At 72.5% G+C, this 13987-nt stretch carries 14 protein-coding genes; 9 read left to right on the forward strand and 5 right to left on the reverse strand.

Features of this window, described 5'->3' with window-relative positions:
• Window positions 1-386: 386 nt before the first annotated feature.
• On the forward strand, window positions 387-926 hold the full coding sequence (locus tag AB0I49_RS27270; RefSeq protein ID WP_363229737.1) for a DUF4232 domain-containing protein: 540 nt from the start codon (window positions 387-389) through the stop codon (window positions 924-926).
• An 84-nt stretch (window positions 927-1010) separates the two neighbouring features.
• Here AB0I49_RS27270 and AB0I49_RS27275 read toward each other — a convergent pair whose 3' ends face one another.
• Complete coding sequence (locus tag AB0I49_RS27275) at window positions 1011-3209, reverse strand: alpha-N-acetylglucosaminidase (RefSeq protein WP_363229738.1); 2199 nt, start codon at window positions 3207-3209, stop codon at window positions 1011-1013.
• A 235-nt stretch (window positions 3210-3444) separates the two neighbouring features.
• Between AB0I49_RS27275 and AB0I49_RS27280 the strand changes: the two genes are divergently transcribed.
• From AB0I49_RS27280 to AB0I49_RS27290, 3 genes are all read left to right on the forward strand, one after another.
• Window positions 3445-4719: a HAMP domain-containing sensor histidine kinase gene (locus AB0I49_RS27280; protein WP_363229739.1), complete on the forward strand. Its 1275-nt coding sequence runs from the start codon at window positions 3445-3447 to the stop codon at window positions 4717-4719.
• A gap of 105 nt (window positions 4720-4824) precedes the next feature.
• Window positions 4825-5322, forward strand: a complete 498-nt coding sequence (locus tag AB0I49_RS27285; RefSeq protein ID WP_363229740.1) for a DUF1269 domain-containing protein — start codon at window positions 4825-4827, stop codon at window positions 5320-5322.
• A 127-nt stretch (window positions 5323-5449) separates the two neighbouring features.
• Entirely contained in the window at window positions 5450-6142 is a 693-nt protein-coding gene (locus tag AB0I49_RS27290; RefSeq protein ID WP_363229741.1) for an alpha/beta hydrolase, read from the forward strand.
• Between the two features lie 30 nt (window positions 6143-6172).
• On the opposite strand, the gene AB0I49_RS27295 is transcribed toward AB0I49_RS27290, so the two are convergent.
• A complete protein-coding gene (locus AB0I49_RS27295) occupies window positions 6173-6649 on the reverse strand; it encodes a GNAT family N-acetyltransferase (protein ID WP_363229742.1) in 477 nt (158 codons plus the stop codon).
• Window positions 6650-6715: 66 nt separating this feature from the next.
• Between AB0I49_RS27295 and AB0I49_RS27300 the strand changes: the two genes are divergently transcribed.
• Window positions 6716-7513 (forward strand): exodeoxyribonuclease III, encoded by a 798-nt coding sequence (locus tag AB0I49_RS27300; protein ID WP_363229743.1) that lies wholly within the window; start codon window positions 6716-6718, stop codon window positions 7511-7513.
• Between the two features lie 64 nt (window positions 7514-7577).
• On the opposite strand, the gene AB0I49_RS27305 is transcribed toward AB0I49_RS27300, so the two are convergent.
• Window positions 7578-8645 (reverse strand): methyltransferase domain-containing protein, encoded by a 1068-nt coding sequence (locus AB0I49_RS27305; RefSeq protein WP_363229744.1) that lies wholly within the window; start codon window positions 8643-8645, stop codon window positions 7578-7580.
• A 286-nt stretch (window positions 8646-8931) separates the two neighbouring features.
• Window positions 8932-9126 (reverse strand): hypothetical protein, encoded by a 195-nt coding sequence (locus AB0I49_RS27310; protein ID WP_363229745.1) that lies wholly within the window; start codon window positions 9124-9126, stop codon window positions 8932-8934.
• 143 nt (window positions 9127-9269) lie between these two features.
• Here AB0I49_RS27310 and AB0I49_RS27315 point away from each other — a divergent pair, with 143 nt between their 5' ends.
• Together AB0I49_RS27315 and AB0I49_RS27320 are read left to right on the forward strand one after the other, a co-directional pair.
• Entirely contained in the window at window positions 9270-10010 is a 741-nt protein-coding gene (locus AB0I49_RS27315) for a helix-turn-helix domain-containing protein (protein WP_363229746.1), read from the forward strand.
• Between the two features lie 4 nt (window positions 10011-10014).
• Entirely contained in the window at window positions 10015-10485 is a 471-nt protein-coding gene (locus AB0I49_RS27320) for an NUDIX domain-containing protein (RefSeq protein ID WP_363229747.1), read from the forward strand.
• A 23-nt stretch (window positions 10486-10508) separates the two neighbouring features.
• On the opposite strand, the gene AB0I49_RS27325 is transcribed toward AB0I49_RS27320, so the two are convergent.
• Window positions 10509-11243 carry a MerR family transcriptional regulator gene (locus AB0I49_RS27325; RefSeq protein WP_363229783.1) on the reverse strand — a complete coding sequence of 245 codons (735 nt, stop codon included), beginning with the start codon at window positions 11241-11243 and terminating at the stop codon, window positions 10509-10511.
• Between the two features lie 234 nt (window positions 11244-11477).
• Between AB0I49_RS27325 and AB0I49_RS27330 the strand changes: the two genes are divergently transcribed.
• Window positions 11478-13013 (forward strand): NAD(P)/FAD-dependent oxidoreductase, encoded by a 1536-nt coding sequence (locus AB0I49_RS27330; protein ID WP_363229748.1) that lies wholly within the window; start codon window positions 11478-11480, stop codon window positions 13011-13013.
• Between the two features lie 20 nt (window positions 13014-13033).
• Window positions 13034-13987, forward strand: a complete 954-nt coding sequence (locus AB0I49_RS27335) for an alpha/beta hydrolase (RefSeq protein ID WP_363229784.1) — start codon at window positions 13034-13036, stop codon at window positions 13985-13987.

Consider the following 13987-nt stretch of genomic DNA (forward strand, 5'->3'; position numbering starts at 1 on the left):
GGTTCGCTACGAGGGTCGATCTACCGCATCGCAAGGTCGTGCCGCAACCTTTCCGGAGGGATCGATGGACAGGTGGGGATACACGGTACCCGTGGGGTCCGCCCGGCCCGGCGGGCGGTCGGCCGCCCCACCGGCACCCTTGTCGCCTCCGGCAGGAATCCCGCGTGAACGCCCCTCGCGTCCCCTTGGTTTATGACGGTTCGTCAAGGCCACCCGGGCGGGAGACAGACGGGACGAAAGGTGGTGGTTGATCTCTCAAGTGCCTTGCGGGATACGTCCGTTAGGAGAATCCGAGTTCGATGCACGCTGCATAAATATGTAGTGTGGCGAAACCGAAATCGATGGCTCCGGTAGACCGACGCCGGGGCCTGGGAAGGAGCCGGATCATGCGCCGCATGACGACCGTCGCCACCGCTGCCGCCGCCGCGGCCCTGCTCGCCGGGGGCATAGCGGCGGGCACGGCCAACGCCGCCGCGCCCACCGCGACGGCCACCCCGACCTGCGCCGTCTCGGGTCTGCGGATCACGCTGGACGACAACGGCGACGGTGGTTCACAGCACGGCATGAACCACGAGGGCACGTACCTGCGGTTCAAGAACACCACCGGCACCACCTGTGCGCTGCGCGGCTACCCGGGCCTCGGCCTGGAGAAGGCCGGGCACGCCAAGGCCGCCACCGACGTGAAATGGGGCTCGACCTACTTCGCCCAGGACCCGGGCAAGAAGACGGTCTACCTCAAGAGCGGCGCGTCCGCCTGGGCCGACCTGGTGTGGACGCACACCGGCGCGAACGCGGTGCACGCCAAGTACCTGGAGGTCACCCCGCCCGCCGCCACGACGCACCGGACGCTCGCCTTCGACAAGATCGTCGACAACGGCACGCTGAATGTGACGAGCCTGTCCGCGACCCCGCCGACGGCCGGCTGACGCACGGAGCAGGCCGAGGGGGTGCGGAGCCCGCCACCCGATGACGCGGTGGCAGGCTCCGCACCCCCTGCTGTTCCGCGGTCCTCAGATCCGCTTCGCGATCCGCCGCGCCACCCGCACGATGTCCCCCTTCGGCCTCGCCGAGTACGGCGGGTGGCGCCGGGTCCAGCCGTCCTCCAGGGCGAACCAGTCGATCGCCTTCGGCGGGCGGTGGCCCGCCAAGGCCGCCTCCAGCTCCGTGAAGTACGTCTTCCAGCGCAGCGTGTAGAGGCCGCCGACCAGCCCCGACCACTCGCGATTGGCGTAGTCGTGCAGCTTGCCCTCGTCGGCCCCGGAGCGGTTGCCCCATACGGTCAGGAGCGAGACGGCGTCGAATTCGAGCCGGTCGCGCTCGGCCGCCGAGGACCCCCAGGCGCGCGCGTCGGCGATCCAGCGGCCCAGCAGATGGCGCTCGTCCGTGGCGACGGCCTCCTCCAGCAGCGCCATCCACGCGAACCACTCGCCGGTCAGCGCCGTGAACCGGGCCCGGTCCCCGGCCTCGTACGCGGTCTTGATCTGCGGCAGGAGCAGCCGGCTGCGGTTGGAGACGGTCTGCCGGGCGACGTCGAGGAGGTCGTAGCGGTACGCGCTGCTGTCGCGCAGCGCCGGGGCGACGGCCAGCAGCTCGGGCAGCGCCTTGTCGAACTCGGCCGCGTCGTAGCGGAGCTTCGGCGGCGACCAGGAGGCGGCGCGGGTGACGGCCAGGTCGGGGCGGGCGCCGAAGAGGCCGTCGGCGGCCTCGCTCCACCCGTCGGCGCGGCTGGTGCCGTAGACGGTGCGGCGCAGCACGTCCCAGGCCCGTACGGCGTGCGCGTCGGCGGCGCCGTACCGGTGCACGGGCCACCGGGCGAACCAGTCGGCGAGGTGCGTCGGCCCGTCCGTCCACGGCAGGTCGCTGAAGAGGGCGAGGGCGGCCGGGTTGTTGTCGGCGGCCTCGGGCATGAGGGCGATGCCGCTGAGCGCGCTGCCGTGCTTGGTGCGCCACTGGTCGTAGAGGGTCGCCCAGTCGGGGGTGTTGGCTCCCATCGCGGTGTGGCCGCCGAAGTTCCAGATGGAGCCGAAGGCGTACGGCGTGGAGGCCCAGTCCCGCTCGCGGTCGACGACCTCGGGGTAGTGGTCGGAGATGCCGTCGACGATCAGCATCCTGGACTTGTCGACGGCGTCGATGATGTCGCGGCGCGGATTGCTCTGCCAGCCGAGGATGGCCCAGGTGGCGCCCGGATGGGCGGTGCGCAGCGCCTTCTCCACGGCGCGCGCGGCGTCCGGCACCGGTACGTCTCCGGGGTCGCCGCCCTCGTGCAGCAGGTCCATCTTGTACATCGAGGTGGCCCCGTACAGCTCGTCCTGCACCCGGTAGAAGGTCCGGGCCACGCGGGCGAAGTGCTCGTCGCGCGGGTCGAGCCAGTCGGGGCGCGGGAAGCCGCCCCACACGCCCTGCGGGACGGTGTGCGCGCCGGGGTTGCGCTTCGCGAAATCGGGCGGGACGGTGCCGAAGTAGCCGGGGAGCACGGGCGTCATGCCGAGTTCCCGCAGCCGCCCGACGATCTTCCGGGCGAGGGCCGCGCGGCTCTCCAGCAGGTCGAGGGAGACGGGGCCGCCGAAGCCGGACATGTTCTGGAGCAGCCACCACGGCTGGTGGGCGGGGCCGGGAACCCACTGGCGCAGCTCCGCGTCCGTATAGCCGTGCTGCTGGAAGACGCGGTGGTAGACGGCGTCCGCGCCCGCGTAGACGAGCACCTCGTTGTAGCCGTGGAGCGCGAGGATGTCGAGCTCGCGCTCCCAGTAGTCCCAGTCGTTGTACGGGCCGGTGTAGCCGTCGTTGGTGTCGTTGAAGACGAAGCGGTGCGCGACGTTCGCGGCCTTCGCGATGGGGGCGCCGACGCCGGGGAGGCGGCCGGGGAGGTCGGTCTGCGCGCCGTTCCACGAGAAGTGGGCGTGCGCGACGTGGCGCAGGTACCAGTGGAAGCCGGTGAGCTGCACGGCCGGGGTGGTGCCCTCGACGACGATGCGCCCGGCGGCGCCCGAGACCCGGTAGGAGTCCCGGCCGGGGCGGGTGCGCAGGGCGCGGAAGGAGACCTGGCGGTGGTGGTGCGGCAGGAGCCGTCTCAGGGCTCTCGCCGCGGCGCCGCCGGTGGTGAGCGGGCCTGGTGGGTTCGGGGCGGCTGCGGCCGGGTGCGTGGCGGCGACTCCGAGGGCGGCGGACCCGGCGAGAGCGCCGAGCAGCGTACGTCGGGCGATGTGCATGAGTGACCTCCACCATGGCGCTGCGGCTACTGGGCTGGACCACTTGAGCGCGGTGATCCTATGAGCAGTCGACAGGAACAGGTCAAGGGCACAGGCCGCTATCCGGCCGCGCCGGTTACATTTGGCACGAATGGCCCCACCCGTTCCGACCAGCACCTGGACCTCTGTGCGATGACCCGGCACGATCGTCGGGCGCAGCGGCCCGCCGCCCGTCAGCCGTGGAGGAGCCTGAGCCATGGGACTGCGTACGAAGACCGGCGTGGCGATCACCGCCACCGCGGCCCTGGTCGCCGTCATCATGGGCCTCGTCGTGCACCACCGCACCGCCGCGAACGCGCTGGACACCGCCCGCGACACGATCCGCTCCCGGCTCTCCATCGCCGTCGACGACCACGCCGCCGGGGTCGACCGGCGCCGGGTCCTGATCAACCCCGCCGTCCTGCCGGCACCGGTGCGCGCGGCCGTCGCGCGCGGTGAGACCGGCGTCTACCTGGACCGCGGCGGCCCGGAGCCGGAGCTGTGGGCCGCCCGGCGCAGCGGGAAGGACGTCATCGCGCTCCGCCACTCCTACCTGCGCCAGGACCGCAAGCTCGAAGCCCTCGACCGCGACCTGCTGCTCGCGGGCTCGATCGGCACGGCCCTCGCCTGCCTGATCGGCGTGGCTTTCGCCGCGGTGCTCGGCCGCCGCCTCGACGCGTCCGCCCGTACGGCCGAGCGGATCGCCGAGGGCGACCTCAGCGCCCGGATCGCACCGCGCGGCAACGACGAGATCGCCCGGCTGACCACCGCCCTGAACACCATGGCCGACGCGCTGGCCGCCCGCCTCCAGGCCGAACGCGACGTGACCTCCGACATCGCGCACGAGCTGCGCACCCCGGTCGCCGGGCTGGTCGCGGCCGCCGGGCTGCTGCCGCCGGGGCGCCCGGCCGAGCTGGTGCGGGAGCGGGCGCGGCGGGTGAGCGGACTGGTGGAGGACGTCCTGGAGGTGGCGCGCCTGGACGGGCCCACCGAGCAGGCCGAGCCGGAGGTGCGGCCGCTGGACGAACTGGTGCGGCGCGCGGTCCGCTCCGTCACCGCGCCGGGGCAGGAGGGTCTGGAGGTACGGGTGATACGGGCCGGGCTGGTCGAGACCGACGCCCGGCGCGTGGAGCGCATCCTCGCCAACCTGGTCAGCAACGCCTTCCGGCACGGCGCCGCGCCGGTGCGCGTCGAGGTGGAGGGCGCGGTCGTCCGCGTCTACGACCAGGGCCCCGGCTTCCCGCCGGAGCTCCTGGCCCGTGGCCCCGTCCGCTTCCGCACCGGCGCCGGCCGGGGCGCCGACGGCTCGGGCCGGGGGCAGGGCCTGGGCCTCGGCCTGACCATCGCGGCCGGCCAGGCACGCGTCCTGGGCGCCCGGCTGCGGTTCGCGAACCCGGCGGGCGGGGGCGCGGAGGCGGTGCTGGACCTGCGCGCCTCGGTGCCCGAGGAGGAGGCGGAGCCGGTAGGTCCGGTGAGAGACGGGCGCGTGTGACGGGGCGGGAGGGGAGCGCGTACGGGCATGTCTGAGGTGCGTACTCGCCGGGCAGCCGCAACAGTGGAAGCGAGGGTTCCCCATCTCACCTCTGGAGCGGCGGCGATGACCGAGAACGTCCTGTTCATGGATCTCGACCGGCCCGAAACGGGCCGCCTGGCACTGGACGCGCTGCGGCAGGCGCACGCCGAGGGCGGCGTGAAACTGCGCGAGGCGACCGTGATCACGCGGGACGCGGAGGGCGCGCTCGACTTTCCCGACACCGTCGACAACAGCAGCGACACCAAGGGCTTCGCCATGGGCGGCCTGATCGGCGGGCTCATCGGCATCCTGGGCGGCCCGCTCGGCATCATGATCGGCTTCGGCGCGGGCGGCCTGCTCGGCGGCGCCCGCGACGCCCGCCAAGCCAGCGCCTCCAGCGCCGCCCTGGAAATGCTCGCCGCCGAGGTGCCGCCCGGCTCGACCGTCCTCATCGCGGAGATCGCCGAGGACTTCCCCGAAGTCGTCGACGAGGCCCTCGCCCCCTTCGGCCCGGCAGCCGTCCGCTACCCGGCGGAGGAGGTCCGCAAGGGGGTGGAGGAGGCGATCGCGGAGGGGCGCTGACGGGGGCTCCGCCGCAGGGCCGGCAGGTCGGCGCGTCACCTGTGTGGCGGGCCCCGGCGCGCGGCGGCCGCGGGGTTGGAGTCTGCTGGGCGGGACGGCTCCTCGACTCGGCTGAAAGGGCGGCCCCATGGCTGCGAAGCCCGCAATCGTTCTGGTCCACGGCTTCTGGGGCGGCGCCGCGCACTGGGCCAAGGTCATCACCGAACTGCACCGTCGGGACTTCGGCTCGCTGCACGCGGTGGAGAACCCCCTGACCTCGCTGGCCGACGACGCCGAACGCACCCGCAAGATGGTCCGGCAGATCGACGGGCCGGTGCTGCTGGTGGGCCACTCGTACGGGGGCGCGGTGATCACCGAGGCCGGCGATCTCCCCAACGTCACGGGGCTGGTCTACATCGCCGCGTTCGCGCCGGACGCCGGCGAGAGCCCGGGGCAGATCAGCCAGGAGAAGCCCCCGGCGGCGTTCGAGAACCTCGCACCGGACTCCGACGGCTATCTATGGGTCAAGCAGGACAAGTTCCGCGAGAGCTTCGCCCAGGACCTGCCGGAGGACGAGGCGCTGGTGATGGCCGTGACGCAGAAGGCGCCGCTGGCCTCGACCTTCGGCGACACCGTCACCGCCCCGGCTTGGCGCACGAAGCCGACCTGGTACCAGGTCTCCACCGACGACCGCATGATCCACCCGGACAACGAGCACCGCATGGCCCGGCGCATGAACCCGCGCAAGATCATCGAACTGGACGCCGGTCACGCCTCACTGGCCTCCCGGCCCGGCCAGGTCACCGACCTCATCGAAGAGGCCGCGAACGCGAACGGCTGACACCGACGCCCCGCGGGGCGGGGCGAGAAGTCAGCGCAGCGCCCTGGCGTAGCAGCGGCTCTCCTCGTGGAAGCGGTAGAGGCCGACCTTCGGCGCGGGTGTGTAGCCGCAGGAGGTGTAGAGCGCTATGGCCTCGGGCTGCTTGATGCCCGTCTCCAGGACCATGCGCGTACGCCCCGCCTCGCGCGCGCTGTCCTCCAGGGCCGCGAGTATCGCCCGTGCCAGCCCGCGCCCGCGGGCCTCGGGTATGACGTACATCCGCTTCAGCTCGGCGTCGCCGTCCTCGTACCCCTCGTCATTGGCGTCCTGTACGCGCCAGCCGCCGGTGGCGACGGGCGCGCCGTCGTCGTCGTAGGCGATGAGGTACAGGCCGCGCGGCGGGTCGAACTGCGCCGGGTCCAGCGGCGTCAGGTCCTCCTCGCCGTAGCGTTCCGCGTATTCCAGCTGCACCTGGTCGTTGAGTTTGACGGCGTCGGGGTGGTCGTACGCCGAGGGCACGATCTGCATCGGGATATCGTACGGTCGAATGGGTGTACGAGGCCACGGTGTGTCAAGGGTCGGTATCGTGCCGGAATGCTCACTGTTACGACCGTCAATGTGAATGGCCTGCGCGCCGCCGCCAAGAAGGGCTTCGTGCCCTGGCTGGCGGAGACCGGGGCCGACGTCATCTGCCTCCAGGAAGTACGGGCCGAGCCCGAGCAGCTCCCCGAGGAGGTGCGTGAGGCGGACGGCTGGCACACCGTGCACGCCCCGGCCGCCGCCAAGGGCCGCGCCGGCGTCTCCCTCTACTCGCGGCGCGAGCCGGAGGCGGCGCGGATCGGGTTCGGCTCGTCGGAGTTCGACGCGTCCGGCCGCTACGCGGAGATCGACCTGCCGGGCGTCACCGTCGCCAGCCTCTACCTGCCCTCCGGCGAGGTCGGCACGGAGCGGCAGGACGAGAAGGAACGGTTCATGGCCGAGTTCCTGCCCTACCTCGGCGAACTGCGCGAGCGGGCCGCGGCGGACGGGCGCGAGGTGCTGGTCTGCGGCGACTGGAACATCGCCCACCAGGAGGCCGACCTCAAGAACTGGAAGGCCAACAAGAAGAAGGCGGGCTTCCTCCCGGAGGAGCGCGCCTGGCTCACCCGCGTCTTCGATGAGGCGTCGTACGTGGACGTGGTCCGCGCGCTGCACCCGGGCGTCGAGGGCCCGTACTCCTGGTGGTCCTACCGCGGCAAGGCGTTCGACAACGACGCCGGCTGGCGCATCGACTACGCCGTCGCCACGCCCGGCCTCGCCGGCCGCGCGGTCAAGGCCGAGGTGGAGCGCGCCGCCAGTTACGATCTGCGGTGGAGCGACCACGCGCCGGTGACGGTCGTCTTCGAGGGGTAGCGGCGCGGCAGGGAGCACGGCCCACGCACCCGAGAGGCGACGGGTGCGTGGGCGGGGGCCGGCTTCACAGGAGCCAGGACGCCGACGGGTCGTCCAGCCACGCGCGTGTCGAGTCGGCGGTGACCGTGAGCCCGAACCGGGTGTGATCCGGTTCGCCACGGCCGGCCCACCACCGGTAGGCCGCCTCCACCTCGTCCCACAGCCGGCGAGGGCCCGCCTGCCAGACCTTCGCCTCCTGGCCGTCACGGAACACGACGCACGCCACCGACCGGTCCGACAGGCCGTAGAACCACACGGGAAGCGCGCCGTTCCGCTTCTCGGCCGCACGCCGCACGATGTCCGGCACACGGAGCCCGACGGCGAACTCCGGCGCGCTGAACCTCCCCCGGCAGAACTCCGTCTCCGTGACGGAGCTGGAGGACGTGGAGCCGTCCGCCATGCCCGCTGCGTACGGCGTATGCCCCTCGAACGGGAGGCGCTGGTCCCGCATCTTCATGAACTCGACCGGGCCCGTGAACGGCCCCGCGGCCTGCCGGCCGTCCCGTGAGACGGACAGCCGGACCACGGCGTCCTGGTTGCTGTAGTGCGTCCCCCAGGGTGCCACGATGACGCCGCCGGGCCGGGCCTGCTCCACCCACGCCCACGGCAGCGCGCGCACACCCACCGTGGCGATGATCCGATCGTAGGGCGCTCCCCGCGGGCGCCCCGCGAAACCGTCGCCGGTGACTACCTCGACCGCGCAGCCGTGCCGGGCCAGGGCCCGCCGGGCCCCGTCCGCCACGGCCTCGTCCACCTCTACGGAGGTCACGTTCCGCTCTCCGGCGCGGTGGGCCATGAGCGCCGCCGTCCACCCCGAGCCGGTACCGATCTCCAGCACGCGGCTACCGTCCTGGAGCTCCAGGTCCCGGAGCATCCGGAAGACGACGGAGGGCATGGAGACAGAGCTGGTCCCTACCCGCCCCGGCTCCGTGCCTTCGTGCTTCCCGTCATCCCACTGCGTGACGATGGGGACGTCGGCGTCCGCATGCCTCTGCCAGGCGGCGGGGTCCTCCGTGCGGCTCGCGTACACGCTGCGGCCGGTTCCCATGTCGAAGGGCCACATGCGGTCCGGCAGGAACCCGGCCCGTGGCACGGCGGCACACGCCGTGGCCCAATCCGCCGTCAGGGAAGGTGAGTTGACCACCTGGCGGCAGGCAGCGGACCGGTCGTCCGGCTGCTCGTTTGCCCTCACGGTGCGCCGGGGCTTCAGGGGCGGCGGATGCCGGTGCAGATGCCGCACCGGCAAGGGGGCCATGCAATGGAGAGAGGTGGGGGAGAACCGCTCCAGTTGCGGACGATCAGTTCAGGGCCGAAGGTGCGCCCGCTGTCCCGAGAGATCCGAATCGTCATCAACGGTCGCTCAGCGGCTTTTCGGGCGCTCACCGTGTCGCCTCCGGGCACTTGGCGGCGTGCCGGTAGATCACCACGGGCGGCCCCGACTGTACTTCCATGGCGCCCCTGCGCACCGGTTCGAGGGTCTTGATCAGCTCCCCGCACGTCGAGCAGCGGCTGCCGGCCGGTGCGTACGTCAGGTACTCCCACGCCTCCGTTGCCGTTCCGGCCTCGTTCGCCATCGTCCACCGCCGTTCTCTCGTCCTGAGCGGCGATCGTCTCGTGCGTCACCAGGACGCGGGAACTTCGTACGTTTCCCACTTCGGGACGTCCCGTAGCGAGTAGAACGTCCCTGGCAACGTCCTGGAGTACGGGAGACACTGTCGTGCGAAACGAGCGCCTACGGGCCGTCATGGCGTCTGGAGGGTGGACGCACGCAGAGCTGGCCGCCGCGGTGGGCGTCGACCCCAAGTCCGTCGAACGGTGGGTCAACCTCGGTCGGTTGCCCCGACGGGTGACGGCGCTCAAGGCCGCCGAGACGTTAGGGGAAGACGTGCACGCACTGTGGCCGCGGCTCCGGCAGGCGAGAGCCGCACGGGCCGTCAGCCCCGAACTCGTCGGCCTGTACGAACAGCGGGCCGACCTGCCCGTGTCGGTCCTGGTGGATCTCCTCGGCCAGGCCCGCCAACAGATCGACGTGCTCGTATACGCGGCGGTCTTCCTGCACGAGGCGTACCCACGCCTCAACGACCTCCTGTGCGAACGGGCCGAGGAAGGCTGCGCGGTACGGATCGCCGTAGGAGACGCGGACAGCGTCAATGTTCAGCAGCGAGGACGGGAGGAGCGGTTCGGCCACGGCATCGAGTCGCGCTGCCGTCTGGCCCTCATGCATTACCGGCCGTTGGCCGACGTACCGGGGATCGAGCTTCGGACGCACGGCACGACGCTCTACAACAGCGTGTACCGCGCGGACGACCAGGTGCTGATCAACGCCCATATCTGGGGAGTCAACGCTTACAAGGCGCCGGTGTGGCACCTGCGACGCAGCGGATCGGGGAACCTGTTCGACTCGTACGCGGAGAGTTTCGCCGCTGTGTGGGACGCGTCCCGGCCCGTAGGAGGGTGAGCCGATGGCACGGACCGAGTACTACGACGACCCGGCCGCGCCGGAGCCCAACAGCTTGGTGGTGGCGGCGTCGGCGGTCGTCGCCGACGGGCAGGGGCGGGTGCTGCTTCAGCGGCGGCGGGACAACGGGCTGTGGGCGCTGCCCGGCGGCGGCATGGAGATGGGGGAGTCGCTGCCGGGGGCGGCCGTCCGGGAGGTGCGGGAGGAGACCGGGCTCGACGTCGAGATCACGGGGCTCGTCGGCACGTACACCGACCCCCGGCACGTCATCGCGTACGGCGACGGTGAGGTTCGCCGCCAGTTCAACGTGTGCTTCACCGCGTGTGCGGTCGGCGGGGCGCTCGCCGTCTCGGACGAGAGCACGGAGCTGCGCTTCGTGGCGGCGGGGGAGCTCGACGCGTTGCCCATGCACCACACGCAGCGGCTGCGGCTGCGGCATTTCTTCGAGCATCGGGCGCGGCCGTACCTGGGCTGATCAGGGGGTACGGCCGGCGGGCCTCACTCCGGCGGCGTGTCGTCCGCCGGCAGCCACGCCTCCAGTTCGGCTCGGATGCGGCGGTCCATCGCCATGGACAGTTCCGCGTCGATGACGTCCTTCGCGATCGGGCGGAGCGTGGCGAGGGTCTGGGTGATGCGGGTGATCTCTTCGGGGGCCAGTGGTGCGCCGTCGGGCGGGCGGTTCAGCAGGCCGCTCAGGACGTGATCGCAGATCAGGGTGGTGAAGGTCTGCGCCAGGGCCTCGGCGTGTGTGCGGACGTCGCGGCCGGCGGCGAGTACGGCGGCCAGCGGTACGCCCTTGTCGACCAGGGCGCTGGACGCGTCCAGCAAGCGGCGGCTGACGTGCACGATCTCGTCGCCGTCGACCGCGAGGTAGCCGATGTCTAGGGCGCCCGCGAGGTTTTCCGGGGTGACCTCGCCCGCGAAGTGGTCGGCGAGATTCTCGGGGCTGAGGCGGACCGGGGTCTCCTCGGACCAGGGGGCGGCGATGGCGCTCCGCAGGCCGAGGAGTTCGCCGACGCCCCGGCCGTGCTCGAAGGCGGTGAGGAGTTCGGCGATGCCGCCGAGGGTGTGGCCGCGCTCCAGCAGGGCCGCGATCGTACGGAGCCGGGCGAGGTGGTGCTCGTCGTACCAGGCGATGCGGCCCTCGCGGCGGGGCGGCGGGATCAGTTTGCGCTCGCGGTAGAAGCGCAGCGTACGGACGGTGATGCCGGCCGCCTCGGCCAGCTCCGCCATCCGGTACTCGCGCCCTGCCGCGTCGTTCTCGGCCGCGTTCTCCACCACGTTCTTCACCACACCAGCAGCCTATGTCGGCGGTCGGCGCCGCCCGACAGGTGCGACCGCCGGTAACTTCCTTGCCCGCGCCCCCTACCGCTCAGTAGCGAGCTGCCTTACCCTCCAATTGCGCCAGTGATTGCTGGCACGGTTACGTACGGGACAAGCGATGCAACGATCTCGGGAGGCGGCGGCATGGCCGAGCGCGAGCGTGAGCGCCAGCACGAGCACGTACGGGTGGCGGTGATCGGATCGGGGTTCGGCGGCCTGGGCGCGGCGGTCCGGCTGCGCCGCGAAGGCATCACCGACTTCGTCGTCCTGGAGCGGGCCGGCTCCGTCGGCGGCACCTGGCGGGACAACAGCTATCCGGGGTGCGCCTGCGACGTCCCCTCGCACCTGTACTCCTTCTCCTTCGCCCCCAACCCCGAGTGGCCGCGCACCTTCTCCGGCCAGCGGCACATCCGCGCCTACCTGGAGAGCGTCGCCGACACCTTCGGGCTGCGGCCGCACATCAGGCTGGACCACGAGGTGCGGTCCATGCGGTGGAACGCCGACGCGCTGCACTGGGAGATCAGCACCGCGCGCGGCGACCTCACCGCCGACGTCGTCGTCTCCGCGACCGGCCCGCTCTCCGACCCGAAGATCCCCGACATCCCCGGCCTCGCGGACTTCCCCGGCAAGGTCTTCCACTCGGCCCGCTGGGACCACGGCTACGACCTGCGCGGCAAGCGCGTCGCCATGATCGGGACCGGCGCCTCGGCCATCCAGATCGTGCCCTCCATCCAGCCCGAGGTCAGCGCCCTCACCCTCTTCCAGCGGACGCCGCCCTGGGTCCTGCCGCGCGTCGACCGGGCCATCACGCGCGCCGAGCGCTGGCTGCACAGCACGTTCCCGGCGACCGGCAGCGCGCGGCGCGGACTCCTGTGGGGCATAAGGGAGTTGCAGGTCAGCGCCTTCGTCAAGCGCCCCAATGAACTCGGCCTGGTCGAGACCCTCGCCAAGCGCAACATGGCCCGGTCCATCAAGGACCCGGCCATGCGCGCCAAGCTGACGCCCGACTACCGCATCGGGTGCAAGCGGATACTGCTCTCCAGCACCTACTATCCGGCGCTCGCCGCGCCCAACGTCGACGTCGTCGCCTCCGGCCTCAAGGAGGTGCGCGGCTCCACGCTCGTCGCCGCCGACGGCACCGAGACCGAGGTGGACGCGGTCGTCTTCGGCACCGGCTTCCACGTCACCGACATGCCGATAGCCCAGCGCGTCACGGGCGCCGACGGCACGACGCTCGCGGAGGAGTGGAAGGACGGGATGGCGGCGCTGCGCGGCGCCAGCGCGGCCGGGTTCCCCAACTTCATGACGATCATCGGGCCCAACACCGGGCTCGGCAACAGCTCGATGATCCTGATGATCGAGTCCCAGCTGAACTATCTGGCCGACTTCATGCGCCAGTTGGACACCCTCGGCGGCAGGGCCGCCCTCGACGCCAGGCCCGCGGCCGTCGCGGGCTGGAACCACAAGGTGCAGTCGCGCATGGAGCGCACGGTGTGGAACAGCGGCGGGTGCGACAGCTGGTACCTGGACGCCAATGGGCGCAACACCACGGTGTGGCCCGGCACCACCGCCGAGTTCCGCAAGGCCACGCGGCGCGTGAACCTCAGCGAGTACGAGGTGCTGCGCGCCCCGGCCGCCCGTACGGAGGCGGCCGCCGAGACCGCCGGGGCGCGCGCGTGAGCCCCGCGCGCCCCCGAGCCCTGGGCCCCCGAGGGGCGTACGCGCCGCCCGCCCCGCGGCGCACGCTCACCGCGACCTCCGCCGACGGCACCGCCCTGCACGTCGAGACGCACGGCCCCGACGACGCGCCCGCCGTCGTCCTCGTGCACGGCTGGACCTGCTCCACCGCCTTCTGGGCCCCGGTCGTACGGGCGCTGGCGGACGGTCCCGACGGCTGCCGGGTGATCGCGTACGACCTGCGCGGACACGGCCGCAGCCCGGCCCCCGGCCCCGGCGGGTACAGCACCCGCGCCCTCGCCGACGATCTCGCGGCGGTGCTGGACGCCACGCTCGCCGAGGGCGAACGGGCCGTTCTGGCCGGGCACTCCATGGGAGGCATGACCGTGGTCGCCGCCGCCGACCGCCCATCCGTGCGGGAGCGCACGGCCGCCGCGCTGCTGTGCAGCACCGGCGTCTCGCGGCTGCTCGCGGAGGCGCTGGTGCTGCCGCTGGCCGCCGGCCGGGTCCGCAGCCGGCTGACGCGCTCCGTCCTCGGCACGAGCGCGCCGCTCGGCCCCGTCACGCCGCTCGGCAAGCGGGTGCTGAGGTACGCGACGCTGGGCCCGGACGCGCCGCCCGCCGCCGTGGACGCCTGCGCCCGTATCGTGCACGCCTGCGACCGCAGGGTCCGGGCCGCGTGGGGAGCGGTGCTCGCGGAGCTCGATCTCGACGTGAACATCAGGGAGTTGACCGCGCCCACCGCCGTCCTCGTGGGCGCCGCGGACCGGCTGACCCCAGCCGTGCACGCCCGCCGGCTGGCGGCGCGGCTGCCCGACTGCGCGGGCCTGACCGAACTCCCCGGACTCGGCCACATGACCCCGGTCGAGGACCCGGGGGCGGTCGCCGACGCCGTACGGGAACTGGTCGCCGCCCATCTCGCAGCACCGCAGGCCACGCAGGAGTCCCCCACCACATCCGAGGAGCAGACCGCATGA

This window comes from Streptomyces sp. NPDC050617 (genome assembly GCF_040654795.1).
Lineage (GTDB): Bacteria > Actinomycetota > Actinomycetes > Streptomycetales > Streptomycetaceae > Streptomyces.

What these genes read in the sequence shown, in the direction of transcription:
- AB0I49_RS27270 (WP_363229737.1), top strand. Translation starts at nt 387, where the DNA reads ATGCGCCGCATGACGACCGTCGCCACCGCTGCCGCCGCCGCGGCCCTG.
- AB0I49_RS27275 (WP_363229738.1), bottom strand. Translation starts at nt 3,209, where the DNA reads ATGCACATCGCCCGACGTACGCTGCTCGGCGCTCTCGCCGGGTCCGCC.
- AB0I49_RS27280 (WP_363229739.1), top strand. Translation starts at nt 3,445, where the DNA reads ATGGGACTGCGTACGAAGACCGGCGTGGCGATCACCGCCACCGCGGCC.
- AB0I49_RS27285 (WP_363229740.1), top strand. Translation starts at nt 4,825, where the DNA reads ATGACCGAGAACGTCCTGTTCATGGATCTCGACCGGCCCGAAACGGGC.
- AB0I49_RS27290 (WP_363229741.1), top strand. Translation starts at nt 5,450, where the DNA reads ATGGCTGCGAAGCCCGCAATCGTTCTGGTCCACGGCTTCTGGGGCGGC.
- AB0I49_RS27295 (WP_363229742.1), bottom strand. Translation starts at nt 6,649, where the DNA reads ATGCAGATCGTGCCCTCGGCGTACGACCACCCCGACGCCGTCAAACTC.
- AB0I49_RS27300 (WP_363229743.1), top strand. Translation starts at nt 6,716, where the DNA reads ATGCTCACTGTTACGACCGTCAATGTGAATGGCCTGCGCGCCGCCGCC.
- AB0I49_RS27310 (WP_363229745.1), bottom strand. Translation starts at nt 9,126, where the DNA reads ATGGCGAACGAGGCCGGAACGGCAACGGAGGCGTGGGAGTACCTGACG.
- AB0I49_RS27320 (WP_363229747.1), top strand. Translation starts at nt 10,015, where the DNA reads ATGGCACGGACCGAGTACTACGACGACCCGGCCGCGCCGGAGCCCAAC.
- AB0I49_RS27325 (WP_363229783.1), bottom strand. Translation starts at nt 11,243, where the DNA reads ATGGCGGAGCTGGCCGAGGCGGCCGGCATCACCGTCCGTACGCTGCGC.
- AB0I49_RS27330 (WP_363229748.1), top strand. Translation starts at nt 11,478, where the DNA reads ATGGCCGAGCGCGAGCGTGAGCGCCAGCACGAGCACGTACGGGTGGCG.